The organism is Martelella sp. K41-7, assembly GCF_055808365.1.
Genome location: NZ_CM147867.1, coordinates 402,694 through 415,866 on the forward strand (window position 1 = coordinate 402,694; position 13,173 = coordinate 415,866).

The 13,173-nt window shown below is 59.0% G+C and carries 10 protein-coding genes and 2 pseudogenes; 6 read left to right on the forward strand and 6 right to left on the reverse strand.

Features of this window, described 5'->3' with window-relative positions:
- Positions 1–5: 5 nt before the first annotated feature.
- The 4 genes from AC0L7L_RS01950 to xth all read left to right on the forward strand — a co-directional run bounded on the left by AC0L7L_RS01950 (position 6) and on the right by xth (position 6,011).
- Positions 6–1,334, forward strand: a complete 1,329-nt coding sequence (locus AC0L7L_RS01950) for an ammonium transporter family protein (protein WP_473511529.1) — start codon at positions 6–8, stop codon at positions 1,332–1,334.
- A gap of 220 nt (positions 1,335–1,554) precedes the next feature.
- Positions 1,555–4,296 carry an FtsK/SpoIIIE family DNA translocase gene (locus tag AC0L7L_RS01955; protein ID WP_473511531.1) on the forward strand — a complete coding sequence of 914 codons (2,742 nt, stop codon included), beginning with the start codon at positions 1,555–1,557 and terminating at the stop codon, positions 4,294–4,296.
- A 149-nt stretch (positions 4,297–4,445) separates the two neighbouring features.
- A complete protein-coding gene (locus AC0L7L_RS01960; protein WP_473511533.1) occupies positions 4,446–5,129 on the forward strand; it encodes an outer-membrane lipoprotein carrier protein LolA in 684 nt (227 codons plus the stop codon).
- 78 nt (positions 5,130–5,207) lie between these two features.
- Entirely contained in the window at positions 5,208–6,011 is an 804-nt protein-coding gene (gene xth / locus AC0L7L_RS01965; RefSeq protein WP_272209982.1) for an exodeoxyribonuclease III, read from the forward strand.
- Here the strand turns inward: xth and AC0L7L_RS01970 are convergent.
- From AC0L7L_RS01970 to AC0L7L_RS01990, 5 genes and pseudogenes are all read right to left on the reverse strand, one after another.
- Positions 5,996–6,682, reverse strand: coding sequence for a ceramidase domain-containing protein (locus AC0L7L_RS01970; protein ID WP_473511537.1), 687 nt, complete (start codon positions 6,680–6,682; stop codon positions 5,996–5,998). The genes xth and AC0L7L_RS01970 overlap by 16 nt on opposite strands.
- Before the next feature lie 3 nt (positions 6,683–6,685).
- Positions 6,686–7,552, reverse strand: coding sequence for an SDR family oxidoreductase (locus AC0L7L_RS01975; RefSeq protein WP_473511539.1), 867 nt, complete (start codon positions 7,550–7,552; stop codon positions 6,686–6,688).
- Positions 7,543–8,702 (reverse strand): annotated as a pseudogene (gene queG / locus AC0L7L_RS01980) (tRNA epoxyqueuosine(34) reductase QueG). The gene AC0L7L_RS01975 and the pseudogene queG overlap by 10 nt, the downstream one beginning before the upstream one ends.
- Before the next feature lie 32 nt (positions 8,703–8,734).
- A pseudogene (locus tag AC0L7L_RS01985) lies at positions 8,735–9,424 on the reverse strand (glutathione S-transferase family protein); the annotation flags it as partial.
- Between the two features lie 141 nt (positions 9,425–9,565).
- On the reverse strand, positions 9,566–10,423 hold the full coding sequence (locus tag AC0L7L_RS01990; protein WP_272209988.1) for an undecaprenyl-diphosphate phosphatase: 858 nt from the start codon (positions 10,421–10,423) through the stop codon (positions 9,566–9,568).
- A gap of 269 nt (positions 10,424–10,692) precedes the next feature.
- On the opposite strand from AC0L7L_RS01990, the gene AC0L7L_RS01995 reads away from it, so the two are divergent.
- Both AC0L7L_RS01995 and AC0L7L_RS02000 read left to right on the forward strand, forming a co-directional pair.
- Positions 10,693–11,100 carry a DUF805 domain-containing protein gene (locus tag AC0L7L_RS01995; RefSeq protein ID WP_272209989.1) on the forward strand — a complete coding sequence of 136 codons (408 nt, stop codon included), beginning with the start codon at positions 10,693–10,695 and terminating at the stop codon, positions 11,098–11,100.
- Between the two features lie 152 nt (positions 11,101–11,252).
- A complete protein-coding gene (locus AC0L7L_RS02000; RefSeq protein ID WP_473511543.1) occupies positions 11,253–12,539 on the forward strand; it encodes a lytic murein transglycosylase in 1,287 nt (428 codons plus the stop codon).
- A 31-nt stretch (positions 12,540–12,570) separates the two neighbouring features.
- Here AC0L7L_RS02000 and AC0L7L_RS02005 read toward each other — a convergent pair whose 3' ends face one another.
- Complete coding sequence (locus AC0L7L_RS02005) at positions 12,571–13,071, reverse strand: ClbS/DfsB family four-helix bundle protein (RefSeq protein ID WP_272209991.1); 501 nt, start codon at positions 13,069–13,071, stop codon at positions 12,571–12,573.
- Positions 13,072–13,173 lie beyond the last annotated feature (102 nt).

A 13,173-nucleotide genomic window follows, 5' to 3' on the forward strand; every position in this document is an offset into this window, starting at 1 on the left:
AGTCTATGTCTTCCAAACTCAAACTTTTTGCGGGCGTCACTGCGATTGCGGCAGCTTCCTTTGCCCTTCCCGCGCTGGCTCAGGACGAAACCGTGATCGACCTGACAATGGCCACCGGCGTTTCGCCGGCGACCGCCGAAATCCTCAACACGATGCTGTTCCTCATTGGCGGCTTCCTGGTTATGTGGATGGCGGCCGGCTTTGCCATGCTCGAAATGGGCCTGGTGCGCAAGAAAAACGCCTCGATGCAGGGCCTGAAGAACATCGCCCTCTACTCGGTCGGCGGCATCATGTTCTGGTTCACCGGCTACAACCTGATGTACACCGGCGTTGACGGTGGCTTCATGGGCTCCTTCGGCCCCTACGTTTTCCCGGGTCCCGGCATGGATGATGGCTCTGCCGGCTATTCGGTCGCCTCTGACTGGTTCTTCCAGATGGTGTTCTGCGCCACGACCGCCTCGATCGTTTCGGGTACGGTTGCCGAGCGTATGAAGTTCTGGCCGTTCATCATCTTCACCGTCATCCTGACCGGTATTCTGTATCCGATCACCGGTTCCTGGCAGTGGGGCGGCGGCTGGCTCGCTGAAATGGGCTTCTCTGACTTCGCTGGCTCTTCGCTTGTTCACTCGGTCGGCGGCTGGGCCGCTCTTGCCGGTGCTCTGGTTGTCGGTTCGCGTGCGGGTAAATATGCAGCGGACGGCAGCGTTCATCCGATGCCGGGCTCGAACATTCCCCTCGCCGTTCTCGGTACCTTCATCCTGTGGCTCGGCTGGTTCGGCTTTAACGGTGCTTCTCAGCTTGCTATCGGCTCGATCGCCGATGCCGGCGACGTTTCCAAGATCTTCGTCAACACCAACCTCGCCGCTGCGGCAGGTGCCGTTGTCACGATGATCCTGCTGCAGATCGTCTACAAGAAGGTCGACGTCACCATGGTCCTGAACGGTGCGCTTGCCGGTCTGGTCTCAATCACGGCTGAACCGCTGACGCCGTCCGTTCCCGCTGCGCTGTTCATCGGCGGTATCGGTGGCGTTATCGTCATCATCTTTGTTCCGCTTCTCGACAAGCTCAAGATCGACGACGTCGTTGGTGCTATTCCGGTCCATCTGGTTGCCGGTATCTGGGGTACGTTCATTGTACCGCTCACCAATGACGGCACTTCGTTTGGTACGCAGATCATCGGTATCGTTGCCATCGGTGTCTTCACCTTTATCGCATCGCTGATCGTCTGGTTCATCCTCAAGGCTGTCATGGGTATCCGTGTCTCGCCGGAAGAGGAGGCTGACGGTCTCGACAAGTCGGAAGTCGGTGTCGAAGCCTATCCGGAATTCATGTAGCTCCGATCATCGCATTCGGTCCGCTTTATGCGGGCCGCACGAACCCGGGCCATACGGCCCGGGTTTTTTTGTGCCGTCTTCGGCCGTCCGGATTTTCGATGGTTAAAGAGGCTTTAACCGATGACTGCTAACCTTGCCGGAGATGCCTCTTGTCCCGGCTGTTGTTATGCGGAGAGAAGGGCAGAACCGAATCAGAACATTGTTTCAGGAACGGACAGACATGGCGGCACGAACAGAGCGATACGGTGAAAAGAGCGGTGGGGAGTTTTCCTTTACCGGATTTGTGCGGCGCTATGTTGTGGCCCTTTTCGGTCTGGCGCTGTTTGTCGCTCTTTGCCTTGCAATCGCTGCCATGGCGACATGGAATGTCGACGATCCGAGCGGTTCGCACGCGACCGGAAGACTGCCGACCAATCTGCTTGGCTATCCCGGTGCCAATTTCGCCGACATCATGATGCAGTCTTTCGGTCTGGCAAGCGTGTTTGCGCTCCTGCCTGTGCTGGCCTGGTCGCTGGCGCTGATGGGCGGCCGCCGGGTCTATCGCAGACCGTCTCGTTTTTTCGCCTGGATTGGGGCAGCTCTGGTGACGGCCGCCGTGCTTGGCTGCTTTCCGCCTCCGCCGACATGGCCGCTGCCCAACGGGCTCGGTGGGGTTTCTGGCGACCTGATCCTGCGGTTTCCGGCACTGTTCATCGGCCAATACCCTTCCGGCCTGTCAGCGATGATCATTGGTGCTATCTTCGTGATGCCTGCGCTTTTCCTGCAGCTTTATGCTGCCGGGCTGATCGTCCGGCAACCACCCTTGATTGAAGCAAAACCAGCCGCCCGGGAGGTTCATCTTGACCCCGGCGCACCGTCCGTGGCCGATCTTGCCGAAGAGCGCGATAGCTTCTTTTCGATCGCGCCGCTTCTCGGGCACCTGACACATTCATGGTATACCACCCGTGCCCGCCTGAACCGCCTCTTCGCTTCCAAGGCAGTCGATGATGACGACGACATGTTCGAAGCACCTTATGATTTCAATGAGGATAGTTTCGATCGTCTCGATGAAGATGGTGACAGCGATGCTGCCCCGGCCTATCAGCGGCGCGGCGAGCCGAGCCTTGTCGACCCGGAAGCCCGGCGCGAAAGCGGCTATGCGCCGGTTGATCCGCCACCGTTCGATTATGACGGTGATGACAACGGCTTTGATCCCGAAGACGATGAATATGATGATGGTGGCTATCTGCCCGATGGTGTTCTGAGCGCCGACTTCGACATGCCCACCGGCAGGCGCAGCGAACGGGAAGGCGATACCAGCCAGTCAGGCAGCAGAACGACCATCGCCGGTGAGGCATCGCGTGCTCCGGTGGTTGCCGAGCCGGTTCCGCCGCCGCGGCCAGCCAATGTCGATACGATCCGCCGTCCCGCCCGCGAACCGCTCCACCGCCGCAGAGGCTTCGAGCTTCCCTCGCACGCGCTGCTTGCCGAGCCAAAGGGGTTGTCGCGCGACAAGGCGCTGTCCAAGGATGTCCTGGAAGACAATGCACGCACACTCGAAAAGGTGCTGGAGGATTTCGGCGTCAAGGGTGAGATCATTCATGTCCGCCCCGGTCCCGTGGTCACGCTTTACGAACTGGAACCGGCCCCAGGCATCAAGTCTTCGCGTGTCATCGGTCTCGCTGACGACATCGCCCGCTCCATGGCCGCGATCTCGGCGCGTGTTGCTGTCATTCCCGGCCGCAACGCCATTGGCATTGAACTGCCAAATCCACACCGCGAAACGGTATTCCTGCGCGAGATCGTCGCCAGCCAGGATTTCCAGAATTCGAAGGCAAAGCTTGCCATGGCGCTCGGCAAGACAATCGGTGGCGAAAGCGTCACCGTCGACCTTGCAAAAATGCCGCATCTCCTGATCGCGGGCACCACTGGTTCTGGTAAATCGGTTGCCGTCAACACCATGATCCTGTCGCTGCTCTACCGGCTTACACCCGAACAGTGCCGGTTGATCATGATCGATCCGAAGATGCTGGAGCTTTCCGTTTATGACGGCATTCCGCACCTGTTGTCGCCGGTTGTGACTGACCCGAAGAAGGCCGTGGTGGCGCTCAAATGGACCGTACGCGAGATGGAAGAGCGCTACAAGAATATGGCCAAGCTCGGCGTACGCAACATTGACGGCTTCAACAGCCGTGTGCGCCAGGCTGCCGAAAAGGGCGAGACGCTGTCGCGTACCGTGCAGACCGGCTTTGACCGCGAGACCGGCGAGGCGATTTACGAGACGGAAGAGTTCGATCTGGAGCCAATGCCGTACATCGTTGTGATCATCGACGAAATGGCCGACCTGATGATGGTTGCCGGCAAGGATATCGAAGGCGCCGTTCAACGGCTGGCACAGATGGCGCGTGCCGCCGGGATCCATGTGGTGATGGCAACCCAGCGCCCTTCGGTCGATGTCATCACCGGCACAATCAAGGCCAACTTCCCGACGCGAATCTCTTTCCAGGTTACCTCGAAGATCGACAGCCGCACCATTCTGGGCGAGCAGGGCGCAGAACAGCTTCTCGGTCAGGGCGATATGCTGCACATGGCCGGCGGTGGCCGCATTCAGCGCGTCCATGGTCCGTTCGTTTCAGATCCGGAGGTCGAAGAGATCGTCGCCTATCTGAAGACGCAGGGCACGCCCGATTATCTCGATGCAATCACGGCGGACGATGATGATGAGATGGGAGATTCCGATGGCGGCAGCACCTCGAACCTCTCCAAGTCCGATGATCCTTATGACCAGGCTGTTGCCATTGTCCTGCGTGACGGCAAGGCATCCACCTCCTACGTACAGCGCAGGCTCGGCATCGGCTATAACCGTGCGGCCAGCCTGATCGAACGGATGGAGGATGAAGGCGTCATCGGGCCGGCCAACCATGCCGGAAAGCGCGAGATTCTGGTTCCTACGGAGCGCGATATCATTGAAGGCTCAAATTGAAGCCCCATCTTTGTCTGCACGCATAACGCGGCGACCTGCCCAGAAAATGCCGTCTTGGCCGGGCAGGGAGCTTATATCAGAGTTCCAGGATATTGACACATGAGTGACCGCAACGTGACCACGCCCCCCGCACCGACCGGTCACGCCGGATGTTTTTGAGCGGGATTGCCGGCGGCGTGGCGGCGTTGATGACGGGTGCCGCAATGGCGCAGTCCCTGCCATCATCCAACGATGTGCCGCTGCCGACCAAACGGGACGGCACGCAACAGGTGGCCCAGGTGGCCATGGCATCTTCCGATGTCGCCCAGAATATCGCCAACCACTTCTCGTCGGTCAAATCCATGACCGGTGAATTCATGCAGTTCGGTCCGCGCGGAGATCAAGCCGGCGGCAAGTTCTATCTCGAGCGTCCGGGCAAGCTGCGCTTCGACTATGATGCTCCTTCGACGCTGAAAGTTATTGCGGACGGCCGCAATGTGGCGGTCGGCAATGGCGAACTCGATACCTGGAATTTCTATCCGCTCTCGCGCACGCCACTCAGCCTGCTGCTTGCAGACAAAATTGACCTGCAAAACCGCATGGTGCGCGATGTGCGTCAGCAGAGCGGACTGACGGTTATCGTGCTTGGCGATAATTCGGTGTTTGGCGATCAGGTGATCACGCTGATGTTTGACTCCAAGACGTTCGAGTTGCGCCAGTGGACCATTACCGATGCCCAGGGCAAGGATACCACCGTGATCCTGTCCAATGTCCGCACCGGCGTGAAATTCGGCCGCTCGGTCTTTCGCATCCCTTACGACCAGATCATGTCAAGTCCCAGCAGCAGCGACTGAGGCCCATACAGGCTTTCGGTTATGACAAGAATCGCCTATTGCTGATGCCCCTTCGGCAGACGCAGGAAAGGCGTGAACTTGAAACTGAAGCTTACCACCTGGAACATCAACTCGGTGCGGTTGCGCCTGCCGATCGTCTCGCAGTTTCTCGAAGAGCACGCACCGGACGTCCTGTGCCTTCAGGAAATCAAATGCCTGAACGACCAGTTCCCCTATAAACCGCTGCGTGCCCTTGGTTATGAGCACATCGCGGTTCATGGTCAGAAGGGCTATCACGGCGTTGCCATCGTCTCGCGCCTGCCGCTCGGTGAAGGGTTTTCGACCGATTATTGCGCTATGGGTGATACCCGCCATATCTCAGCCGTGATCGAGGCCGGTGGCCGCAAGATCCGGCTGCACAATTTCTATGTGCCTGCCGGTGGCGATGAGCCGAACCCGGAGATCAATCCGAAATTCCGCCATAAACTCGATTTTCTCGAGGAAATGAAGGCGCTTCAGGCCGATGCCGGCGACGGTGTTGGATCAATTCTTGTTGGTGACCTCAATATTGCGCCGATGGAGCACGATGTCTGGTCGCACAAGCAGCTTCTCAAAGTCGTCAGCCACACACCTGTAGAAACCGAAGGGATGCAGGAGCTGATCGCCGCCGGCGGCTGGACTGACCTAATGCGCCATATCACGCCCCCGGAAGAGAAGCTCTATACTTGGTGGAGCTACCGCGCCAAAGACTGGCGGGCGGCAAACCGTGGGCGCAGGCTCGACCATATCTGGGCCTCAGCCGATCTCGTCCCGGCGTTTGAACGCTTCGAAATTCTGACGGATGCGCGCGGCTGGGAAAAGCCTTCCGATCATGTGCCGGTAAGCGGCTATTTCTCTTTCTGATCGCTTGCTGGGCCGGGCGGCATCGCTTTGACCGCCCCCATCAGCAGGATGCCGAGTACCATGGCGTTCAGCACGTGCCAGAGGAAATGGGTGCCGATCCCGCCCGTCATGGTGCATGAGGTCTGGTCGAGGCTTCGAAACATCAGTGACAAGATGAAAATTGCCGTGGCTCCTGCGAAATAGCGCCACACCGGATGGCTGCGGATGGTGGAAATTGCCGAGGCAAGCGCCATCGCGATCAGTGCTGGCGCATACTGCAGTGAACCATTGAGCGGTTCGCCGTTGCGGGACGTCAACCCGACGAGGTATATAACGGCGACAAAACCGAACAGCGTCGCGACAATATAGCCAATGATGTCGAAGGTTTTGCCGCCGGTGATCCGGATGAAGATCAGCAGGACATAGGCAAAAAAGAACAGCCAGATCGGTATGACATCCAGCGCGCCGGACAAAGGGGTTGCCAGCGTGTGGAACAGGAACGAGCCGACACCGATGGCTGCAACCAGCGCAATCACAGTCATTTCGATCAGCGAGCGTTGCGGGCGGTGCCATGCCGTCGGCCAGGCAATCAGGGCCGCGAGGATGAAGGCAAGGTTGGTCAGCGCATTGACCGGTTCGTTCCAGAACCCGGCGGCGGTGCGCTCGCAATAAAGATCGATAAAATTTTCCATCGCTCAGTAGACCTTCATGTCCCAAAGCTGTTTGAGCGATTGCCGGTAGTTCGGGAATTCGAACTCGTAACCCCGCTTTTTCAGCTTGGCATTGCTGACCCGCTTGTTCTCGCCCCAGAAAGAGCGGGCCATCGGCGAAAGGTCAGCGTTCTCGAACGCGATCGCCGGCGGCGGGTCGATGCCCATCAGCCGTGCAGCCTCCCCGACCACGTCTTGTGGCGGCGCCGGCTCGTCGTCGGTTATGTTGAAAATACCGCCGAAGCCGTGCTCGGCCAGAAAGGCTGTTGCATAGCCGATATCCTCGACCCGGATGCGGTTGAAGACCTGGTTTTCCTTGATCACCCGTTTCTGGCTGCCGTCCAGCAGTTTGCGAAAAGCGTTGCGGCCCGGGCCGTAGATGCCGGAAAGCCTCAATATTGCCACCGGCAGACCGTGTTTCTCGCCGGTCTCCAGCCATTGCTGTTCAATCTCAAGACGCCGTTTCGAGCGCTCGGAGGTCGGTCGGCATTCCGACGTTTCATCCACCCAGGCGCCGTCATGATCGCCATAGACGCCCACGGTTGAGAGGTAGCAGACCCATTGCAACGAGGGGAGCTCATTATGCACCGCGCGGCTGGCGATGTTCAAAACCGGGTCGCCGTCCTCGCCCGGCGGGATGGACTGGACGATATGTGTGGCCGAGCGCAGCTTGTGCGCAAGGGACGCGTCGATAGCCTGGCCATCGAAGATGAAGGTCTGGATGCCGCATGTGCCCAGAAGCGCTGCATTTTCTGCCGACCGCGTGGTGCCGGCGACATGGCCACAGGCCGGAGCCAGTGCCGAACCGATCACCCGTCCGGAGTATCCCGCGCCGAAAACAATCAGATGCATAGCATTTCCTCCTCGCGTTGCCACTCGCGTTGAACATCTTCATCACTGTCACGGTGGTGCGACTTTGCCAATGCGGCAAATTCCGTTTTCGAAAGCAGACGTGCTAGCGCCCAGACCGCCATTGCGCGAACCACGGGACTGTCATCATCAAGCAGCACGCGGCAGGGATCAGAGAGAAAACGGTGACCGCTGTTTCCGGCGGCAATGAGACAGTTGCGGACAAACCGGTTGCGCCCGATGCGCTTGACCGGCGAACCGGAGAAAAATTTACGAAATTCAGCGTCGTCCAGGGTCAGAAACATGGAAAGCTCCGGGGCTTTCAGGTCGTTGCGGGCCGCAAGCTTCATCTCCGATGCGCTTTGCGCGAACTTGTTCCAGGGACAGGCGGCCAGACAGTCGTCGCAGCCATAGATGCGGTTGCCCATCGCGCTTCGGAATTCTACCGGGATAATACCATGATGTTCGATGGTGAGATAGGAAATGCAGCGGCGGGCATCGAGTTTGTAGGGTGCGGGGAAGGCATCTGTCGGGCAGACGTCGAGACAGGCCCGGCAGGAGCCACAATGGTCCTTTTCGGGCCTGTCCGGCTCCAGATCTTCGGTGGTGAAGATCGAGCCAAGGAACAGCCATGAGCCGAATTGCCGGCTGACCAGATTGGTGTGCTTGCCCTGCCAACCGATGCCGGCCTTCTCGGCAAGAGGTTTCTCCATCACCGGGGCGGTATCGACAAAGACCTTAACGTCAGCGCCTGAGTGCGCGGCAAACCGGCCCGCCATCTGCTTCAGCTTACCTTTGATGACATCATGATAGTCGCGGTTGCGGGCATAGACGGAGACGTTGGCGCGGTCTTTCTGTTCCAGCAGCGGGCGCGGGTCTTCTTCCGGGCCGTAATTCATGGCCAGCATGATCACGGACCGCGCCTTGGGCCAGAGGTTGAGGGGGAGGAGCGTCGTTCCAGCGTGTCCGCCATCCACGCCATTTCGCCATGATAGCCGTTTTCAACGAATGCGCTGAGGGCGGCTGCGGCTTCCGGCATGTCTTCGGCACGCGCAATCCGGCAGGCATCGAAGCCTATTGCTTCTGCCTCATCCTTCACAAAGCGTTTCAGTTTTTCCCGGCGTTCAGCCATCGCTTCACCGCTTGTTTGCATCCGCCTCCTTCAAAGGTGGCGCCTTGCGGCTCAAAATCCAGATCGGCGTAGTGGGAAACCGGCACAACACCGCGCACCCGGTCTGCCAGCAGCGCGCGGAAGGCGGGGCGCGATTTCAGGCGCTGGTACCATTCCTTGGCGGCCGGTATCTCGTCCCAGTTGATCTCGCCCAGATAATCGAGCGCGGAAACGGCGCCACCGGCGGAAAGGTCGGCATAGCTCATCCGTTTGCCGGCAAGCCAGCCGCGGTTTGCCGCAAGCCATGCCAGATATTTCATATGCTGACGGATATTGGCGCGGGCTGCACGCAGAACGCGCGAATCCGGTGCGCCGCCGCCATGCTCGCTGCTCATCTGCAGCTTGTAGACGCGTTCGCGGCAAAGCGGATAGGTGACGTCCTGCTCAAGTTTAAGCAGGAACCACTCGGTCAGCCGGCGGATTTCGGCACGCTGGAACGGTTCTTCGGCGAGCAGTCGGCGTTCACGCTGCAACACGCCATGGGTTTCGTCCATGAACTCGGCGATCACGAACGGGCCGCAGAGCGCACGCATATTGTCATCGACATAGACCGGCAGTGTGCCTGCCGGGTTCGCGGTCAGGAAGGCCTTGCGCTTTTCCCATGGTCGTTCCTCGATCAGGTCGACTTCAAAGGCATATTCGCCGATGACGAGGCGAATGAACCGTGAGGCGGCGGACATGGGGTGATGATAGAGCGTAGACATCTGGCTTTCGTCGCTTGGAACATGAGCACAGTCACGCCGAAATCCCGTTTCAGATACGGGACAGGGGCCGCGACTGGCCGGTCAAGTCGTTCGGGTTCATGTCGCCACTGTACCGCCGAAGGATTAACGATGGGTGACCGGCTAGACCGCACCGCCTCCGGGGCTGATCACGCCAACGGACAGCAGCACAAGCAGCGCGACGCCGAGAACCAGACGGTAATATACGAATGGCATGTAGCTGCGCGTGGACACCAGCCGCAGGAAGAAGATGATCACCGCATAGCCGACGACGAAGGCGATCAGGGTCGCAAGCGCTGTCGGGCCCCAGCCGACCGGGTTGTCCTCGCCGATACTCTTGAATAACTGGTAGAAGCCGGATCCGAAGACGGCAGGTACGGCCAGCAGGAAGGAATAGCGCGCGGCGGCCTCACGGGTGTAGCCGAGCAGAAGCCCGGCGCTGATGGTGCCGCCCGAGCGTGATACGCCGGGGATCAGAGCCATCGCTTGGGCAAAACCGAAGAGAATGCCATCACGCCACGAGAGCTTGTCGAGCGTGATCTTCTTGATCCCGACCTTGTCGGCATAGCCCATGACAAGGCCGAAGACGATCAGCATGGTGGCGGTGATATAGAGATTGCGCAGAGAGTGCTCGATCTGGTCCTTGAAGAGCAGGCCGAGAACCACGATCGGAACAGAGCCGATGATGATCAACCAGCCCATGCGCACGTCGGCTGCCGCATGCCGGCCTGGATAATCGCCGAGTTTCAGATTCTTGGCGAGCCAGGCACTGGCGATCCGCATGATGTCTGACCAGAAATAAACGAGAACGGCGGTTTCCGTCCCGATTTGGGTAATGGCAGTGAAGGCCGCGCCCGGATCAGCGCCCGATGGCAGGAATTCGCCCGCGATGCGCAGATGCGCACTCGAGGAAATCGGCAGAAATTCTGTCAGGCCCTGCAGCAGGCCCAGAAATGCGGCTTCGATCCAACCGATATCCATACGCTCGAATGTCCCTGGTCTTTGAAAACGAAAACTGAAAAAAGCGATCTTGAAAACGAACAGTCCGCGCCGGAACAATGACCCTTGAAGGGCCATGCGGCAGCACTTCCTTACTACCGGAACACGGAAAGATTGGGAAGAGTGGGGATGTCCGTGCAGGGCTGATGATATCGTCCTTCAAACGGCAGTTTTCCTTTCGCTTGCCAATAGCCAGGGAGTGTCTATCCTCTTTCGCAGGGGTGAGACGGATATTTTGACAGGGAAACAACATGACAGATACGACAATAGTCGGCAGGGAACACCGAAATGTGGGCTTTGCCGAGGCTTTCAGGCTCGGGTTCAGCAATTACGCGCTGTTTCACGGGCGTTCTTCACGCGGTGCTTTGTGGTTCTGGGTGCTTGCGACCTGGATCGTCAGTGTGATCGTGTCGGGGGTCGACTATGCTCTTTTCGGCAGTTCGCAGCCCGGTATCCTCAGCGGAATATGGAGCCTTGCGATCCTGGTGCCGAGTTATGCCGTTGGCGCGCGGCGCCTGCATGACATCAACCGCAGCGGCTGGTGGCAGCTTCTGGTCATCTCCGTCATCGGCATCATTGTGCTGATTTACTGGTACTGCCAGCCGGGGCAGGCCCAGACCAATGATTTCGGCCCGGACGTCGAAGCCGGAAAGGGCTGAGGGTCGGCCTTTTCGCGACTGACAGTTCAAAGCAGGGGCGACGGCTCACCGGAGTGTGATCGCCGGTGGCATTGTTTTGCCACCACGACGCGTTTTCGTTCACTATTCGGTAACCATCTTCTTTCACAGTTGCGCGCGAAGGAGAATTTCCGATGTTCAGGTTCCGTCCACTGTATGCCGTCCGTGTCGTCTGCGCGCTTGCCGCTTTCGTGCTCGCTTTTGCGGCCGGGGCGGGGGTTTCCAGTGTTGCCAACGCCTATGACCGTGGGCAGGTCGACCGCCAGTTCCAGAACTGGATCCAGTCCGACATGCGCAATGCCGCGTTACGGTCTGGAGTTTCAGCCGGTGTCTATGACCGCGCCACGCAAGGGCTTTCCATCAACTGGTCGCTGCCCGATCTGGTTCCGCCGGGCACCAAGCCGCCGCAGACACGCAAGCAGACCCAGCCGGAATTCTCCGAACCCGGACCTTATTTCAGCGAGAACAATCTGAACTATCTCGCGATCAAGGGCCGCAAGCTCTACAACCAGTACAAGCCGGTTCTCGACCAGATCGAGGCGCGCTATGGTGTGCCGGGGCGCATTGTGCTGGCGATCTGGGGTCGGGAAATGGGCTATGGCGCGGCAGAGGAAAAATACGATATCCTTCAGGTGCTCGGCACCAAGGCGTTCATGACCGGCTCACGCCAGCAGATGTTCCAACGTGAATTCATCGCCGCTCTCCAGATTATTCAAAGTGGCGCGGCTCCCCTCGACAAGCGCAAGGCCTCATGGGCCGGTGCCTTCGGGCAGCCGCAACTGATGCCTTCGAATTTTCAGGCATACGCGGTCGATTTCGATGGCGATGGCGTGATCGATGTCTGGAACTCGGTGCCGGATTCGCTGGCGACGATTGCCAAGCATCTGGCAAGCGATGGCTGGGAGCGCGGCCGTGACTGGGGCTATGAGGCTGTCGTCCCCGACAATGTGTCCTGTGCACAGGAAGGCCCGGACAATGCTCGGGCGATTTCAGCCTGGGGCAAGCAGGGCATAGGCCGCGTTCAGGGCAAAAGCTTTCCGGCAGACGAACTGCGCAAGCCCGGCATGATGCTGGTGCCGCAGGGCCGTTACGGACCGGAATTCATCGTCACGCCGAATTTCTACGTGCTGAAGGAATATAACAATTCCGACCTCTACGCGCTTTTCGTTGGCAATCTCGCAGACCGCATCCAGTTTGGCATGGGCGCGTTTGTCCAGCCCTGGCAGCGCACGGGCACGCTATTGCGTTCCGATGTCGCCGCCATGCAGCGCAAGCTGATGGGAATGGGATACGACACTGGCGGCGCGGACGGGCTGGTCGGCTTCAAGACCCGCCGCTCCATCGGCGACTGGCAGATGCGCAACCGGGTGAGCCAGACCTGCTGGCCGACGCCGCAGTTGAAGAACGAATTGCTGCGATAGGCCGGGCTCGGCGCGGCAGAAAAGTTGAAGACTATCGCGCTGTCCTCAGTATCTTGCGGATGTAGCTGTTTGCAGATCGGAAATGGGATGGGCCCGAGGCCTCGATATACCGGCCAAGCGTCCATTTTCCGGTCCACGCGTGAGCACCGTGGGTGTAGAGCTCGTGATTGTCCTGAGAGACGATAAAGGTTCGCAACGTCTCACTGGCGTTTTCAAAATTCAAAAGCAACTCTGCCCACGGCGTGTTGTTGCCCTCTAAATAAATTGGCGCGTTATAAGCCTTGAGCTGGTTCCACTTGTAGCCTTCGGCGGGCACAAATACCCGCCGGCCGGCAACGCCGTCCTCGTACCATCGGTGGAGCATGCCCATCCAATGGGTTCTGTGTGCGATGATGCCTTTGATTGTGGTCGCGTCGTCAGGCGACGACAACGCCGAGGTCTCCTCGCCTACAACGGCGAGTGTCTTTCGCAGTTTCGCCAGATCCTTGTCGAAGGCCGTCAGTAATTCAGATTTGTTCTTGGCTGCTGGCATACCGCATTAATGTGAAAAAGCTCGGTCCGTGCTTTGATTGCGGTCAAACGATTCTGACTTATCGCTCGTTGATCGCGCGAAACGGCGGTCATTCGAACATGC

Excerpts from the sequence above, each read along its gene's own strand:
- AC0L7L_RS01950 (WP_473511529.1), top strand. The coding sequence starts at position 6 with ATGTCTTCCAAACTCAAACTTTTTGCGGGCGTCACTGCGATTGCGGCA.
- AC0L7L_RS01955 (WP_473511531.1), top strand. The coding sequence starts at position 1,555 with ATGGCGGCACGAACAGAGCGATACGGTGAAAAGAGCGGTGGGGAGTTT.
- AC0L7L_RS01960 (WP_473511533.1), top strand. The coding sequence starts at position 4,446 with ATGTTTTTGAGCGGGATTGCCGGCGGCGTGGCGGCGTTGATGACGGGT.
- AC0L7L_RS01970 (WP_473511537.1), bottom strand. The coding sequence starts at position 6,682 with ATGGAAAATTTTATCGATCTTTATTGCGAGCGCACCGCCGCCGGGTTC.
- AC0L7L_RS01975 (WP_473511539.1), bottom strand. The coding sequence starts at position 7,552 with ATGCATCTGATTGTTTTCGGCGCGGGATACTCCGGACGGGTGATCGGT.
- AC0L7L_RS01990 (WP_272209988.1), bottom strand. The coding sequence starts at position 10,423 with ATGGATATCGGTTGGATCGAAGCCGCATTTCTGGGCCTGCTGCAGGGC.
- AC0L7L_RS01995 (WP_272209989.1), top strand. The coding sequence starts at position 10,693 with ATGACAGATACGACAATAGTCGGCAGGGAACACCGAAATGTGGGCTTT.
- AC0L7L_RS02000 (WP_473511543.1), top strand. The coding sequence starts at position 11,253 with ATGTTCAGGTTCCGTCCACTGTATGCCGTCCGTGTCGTCTGCGCGCTT.
- AC0L7L_RS02005 (WP_272209991.1), bottom strand. The coding sequence starts at position 13,071 with ATGCCAGCAGCCAAGAACAAATCTGAATTACTGACGGCCTTCGACAAG.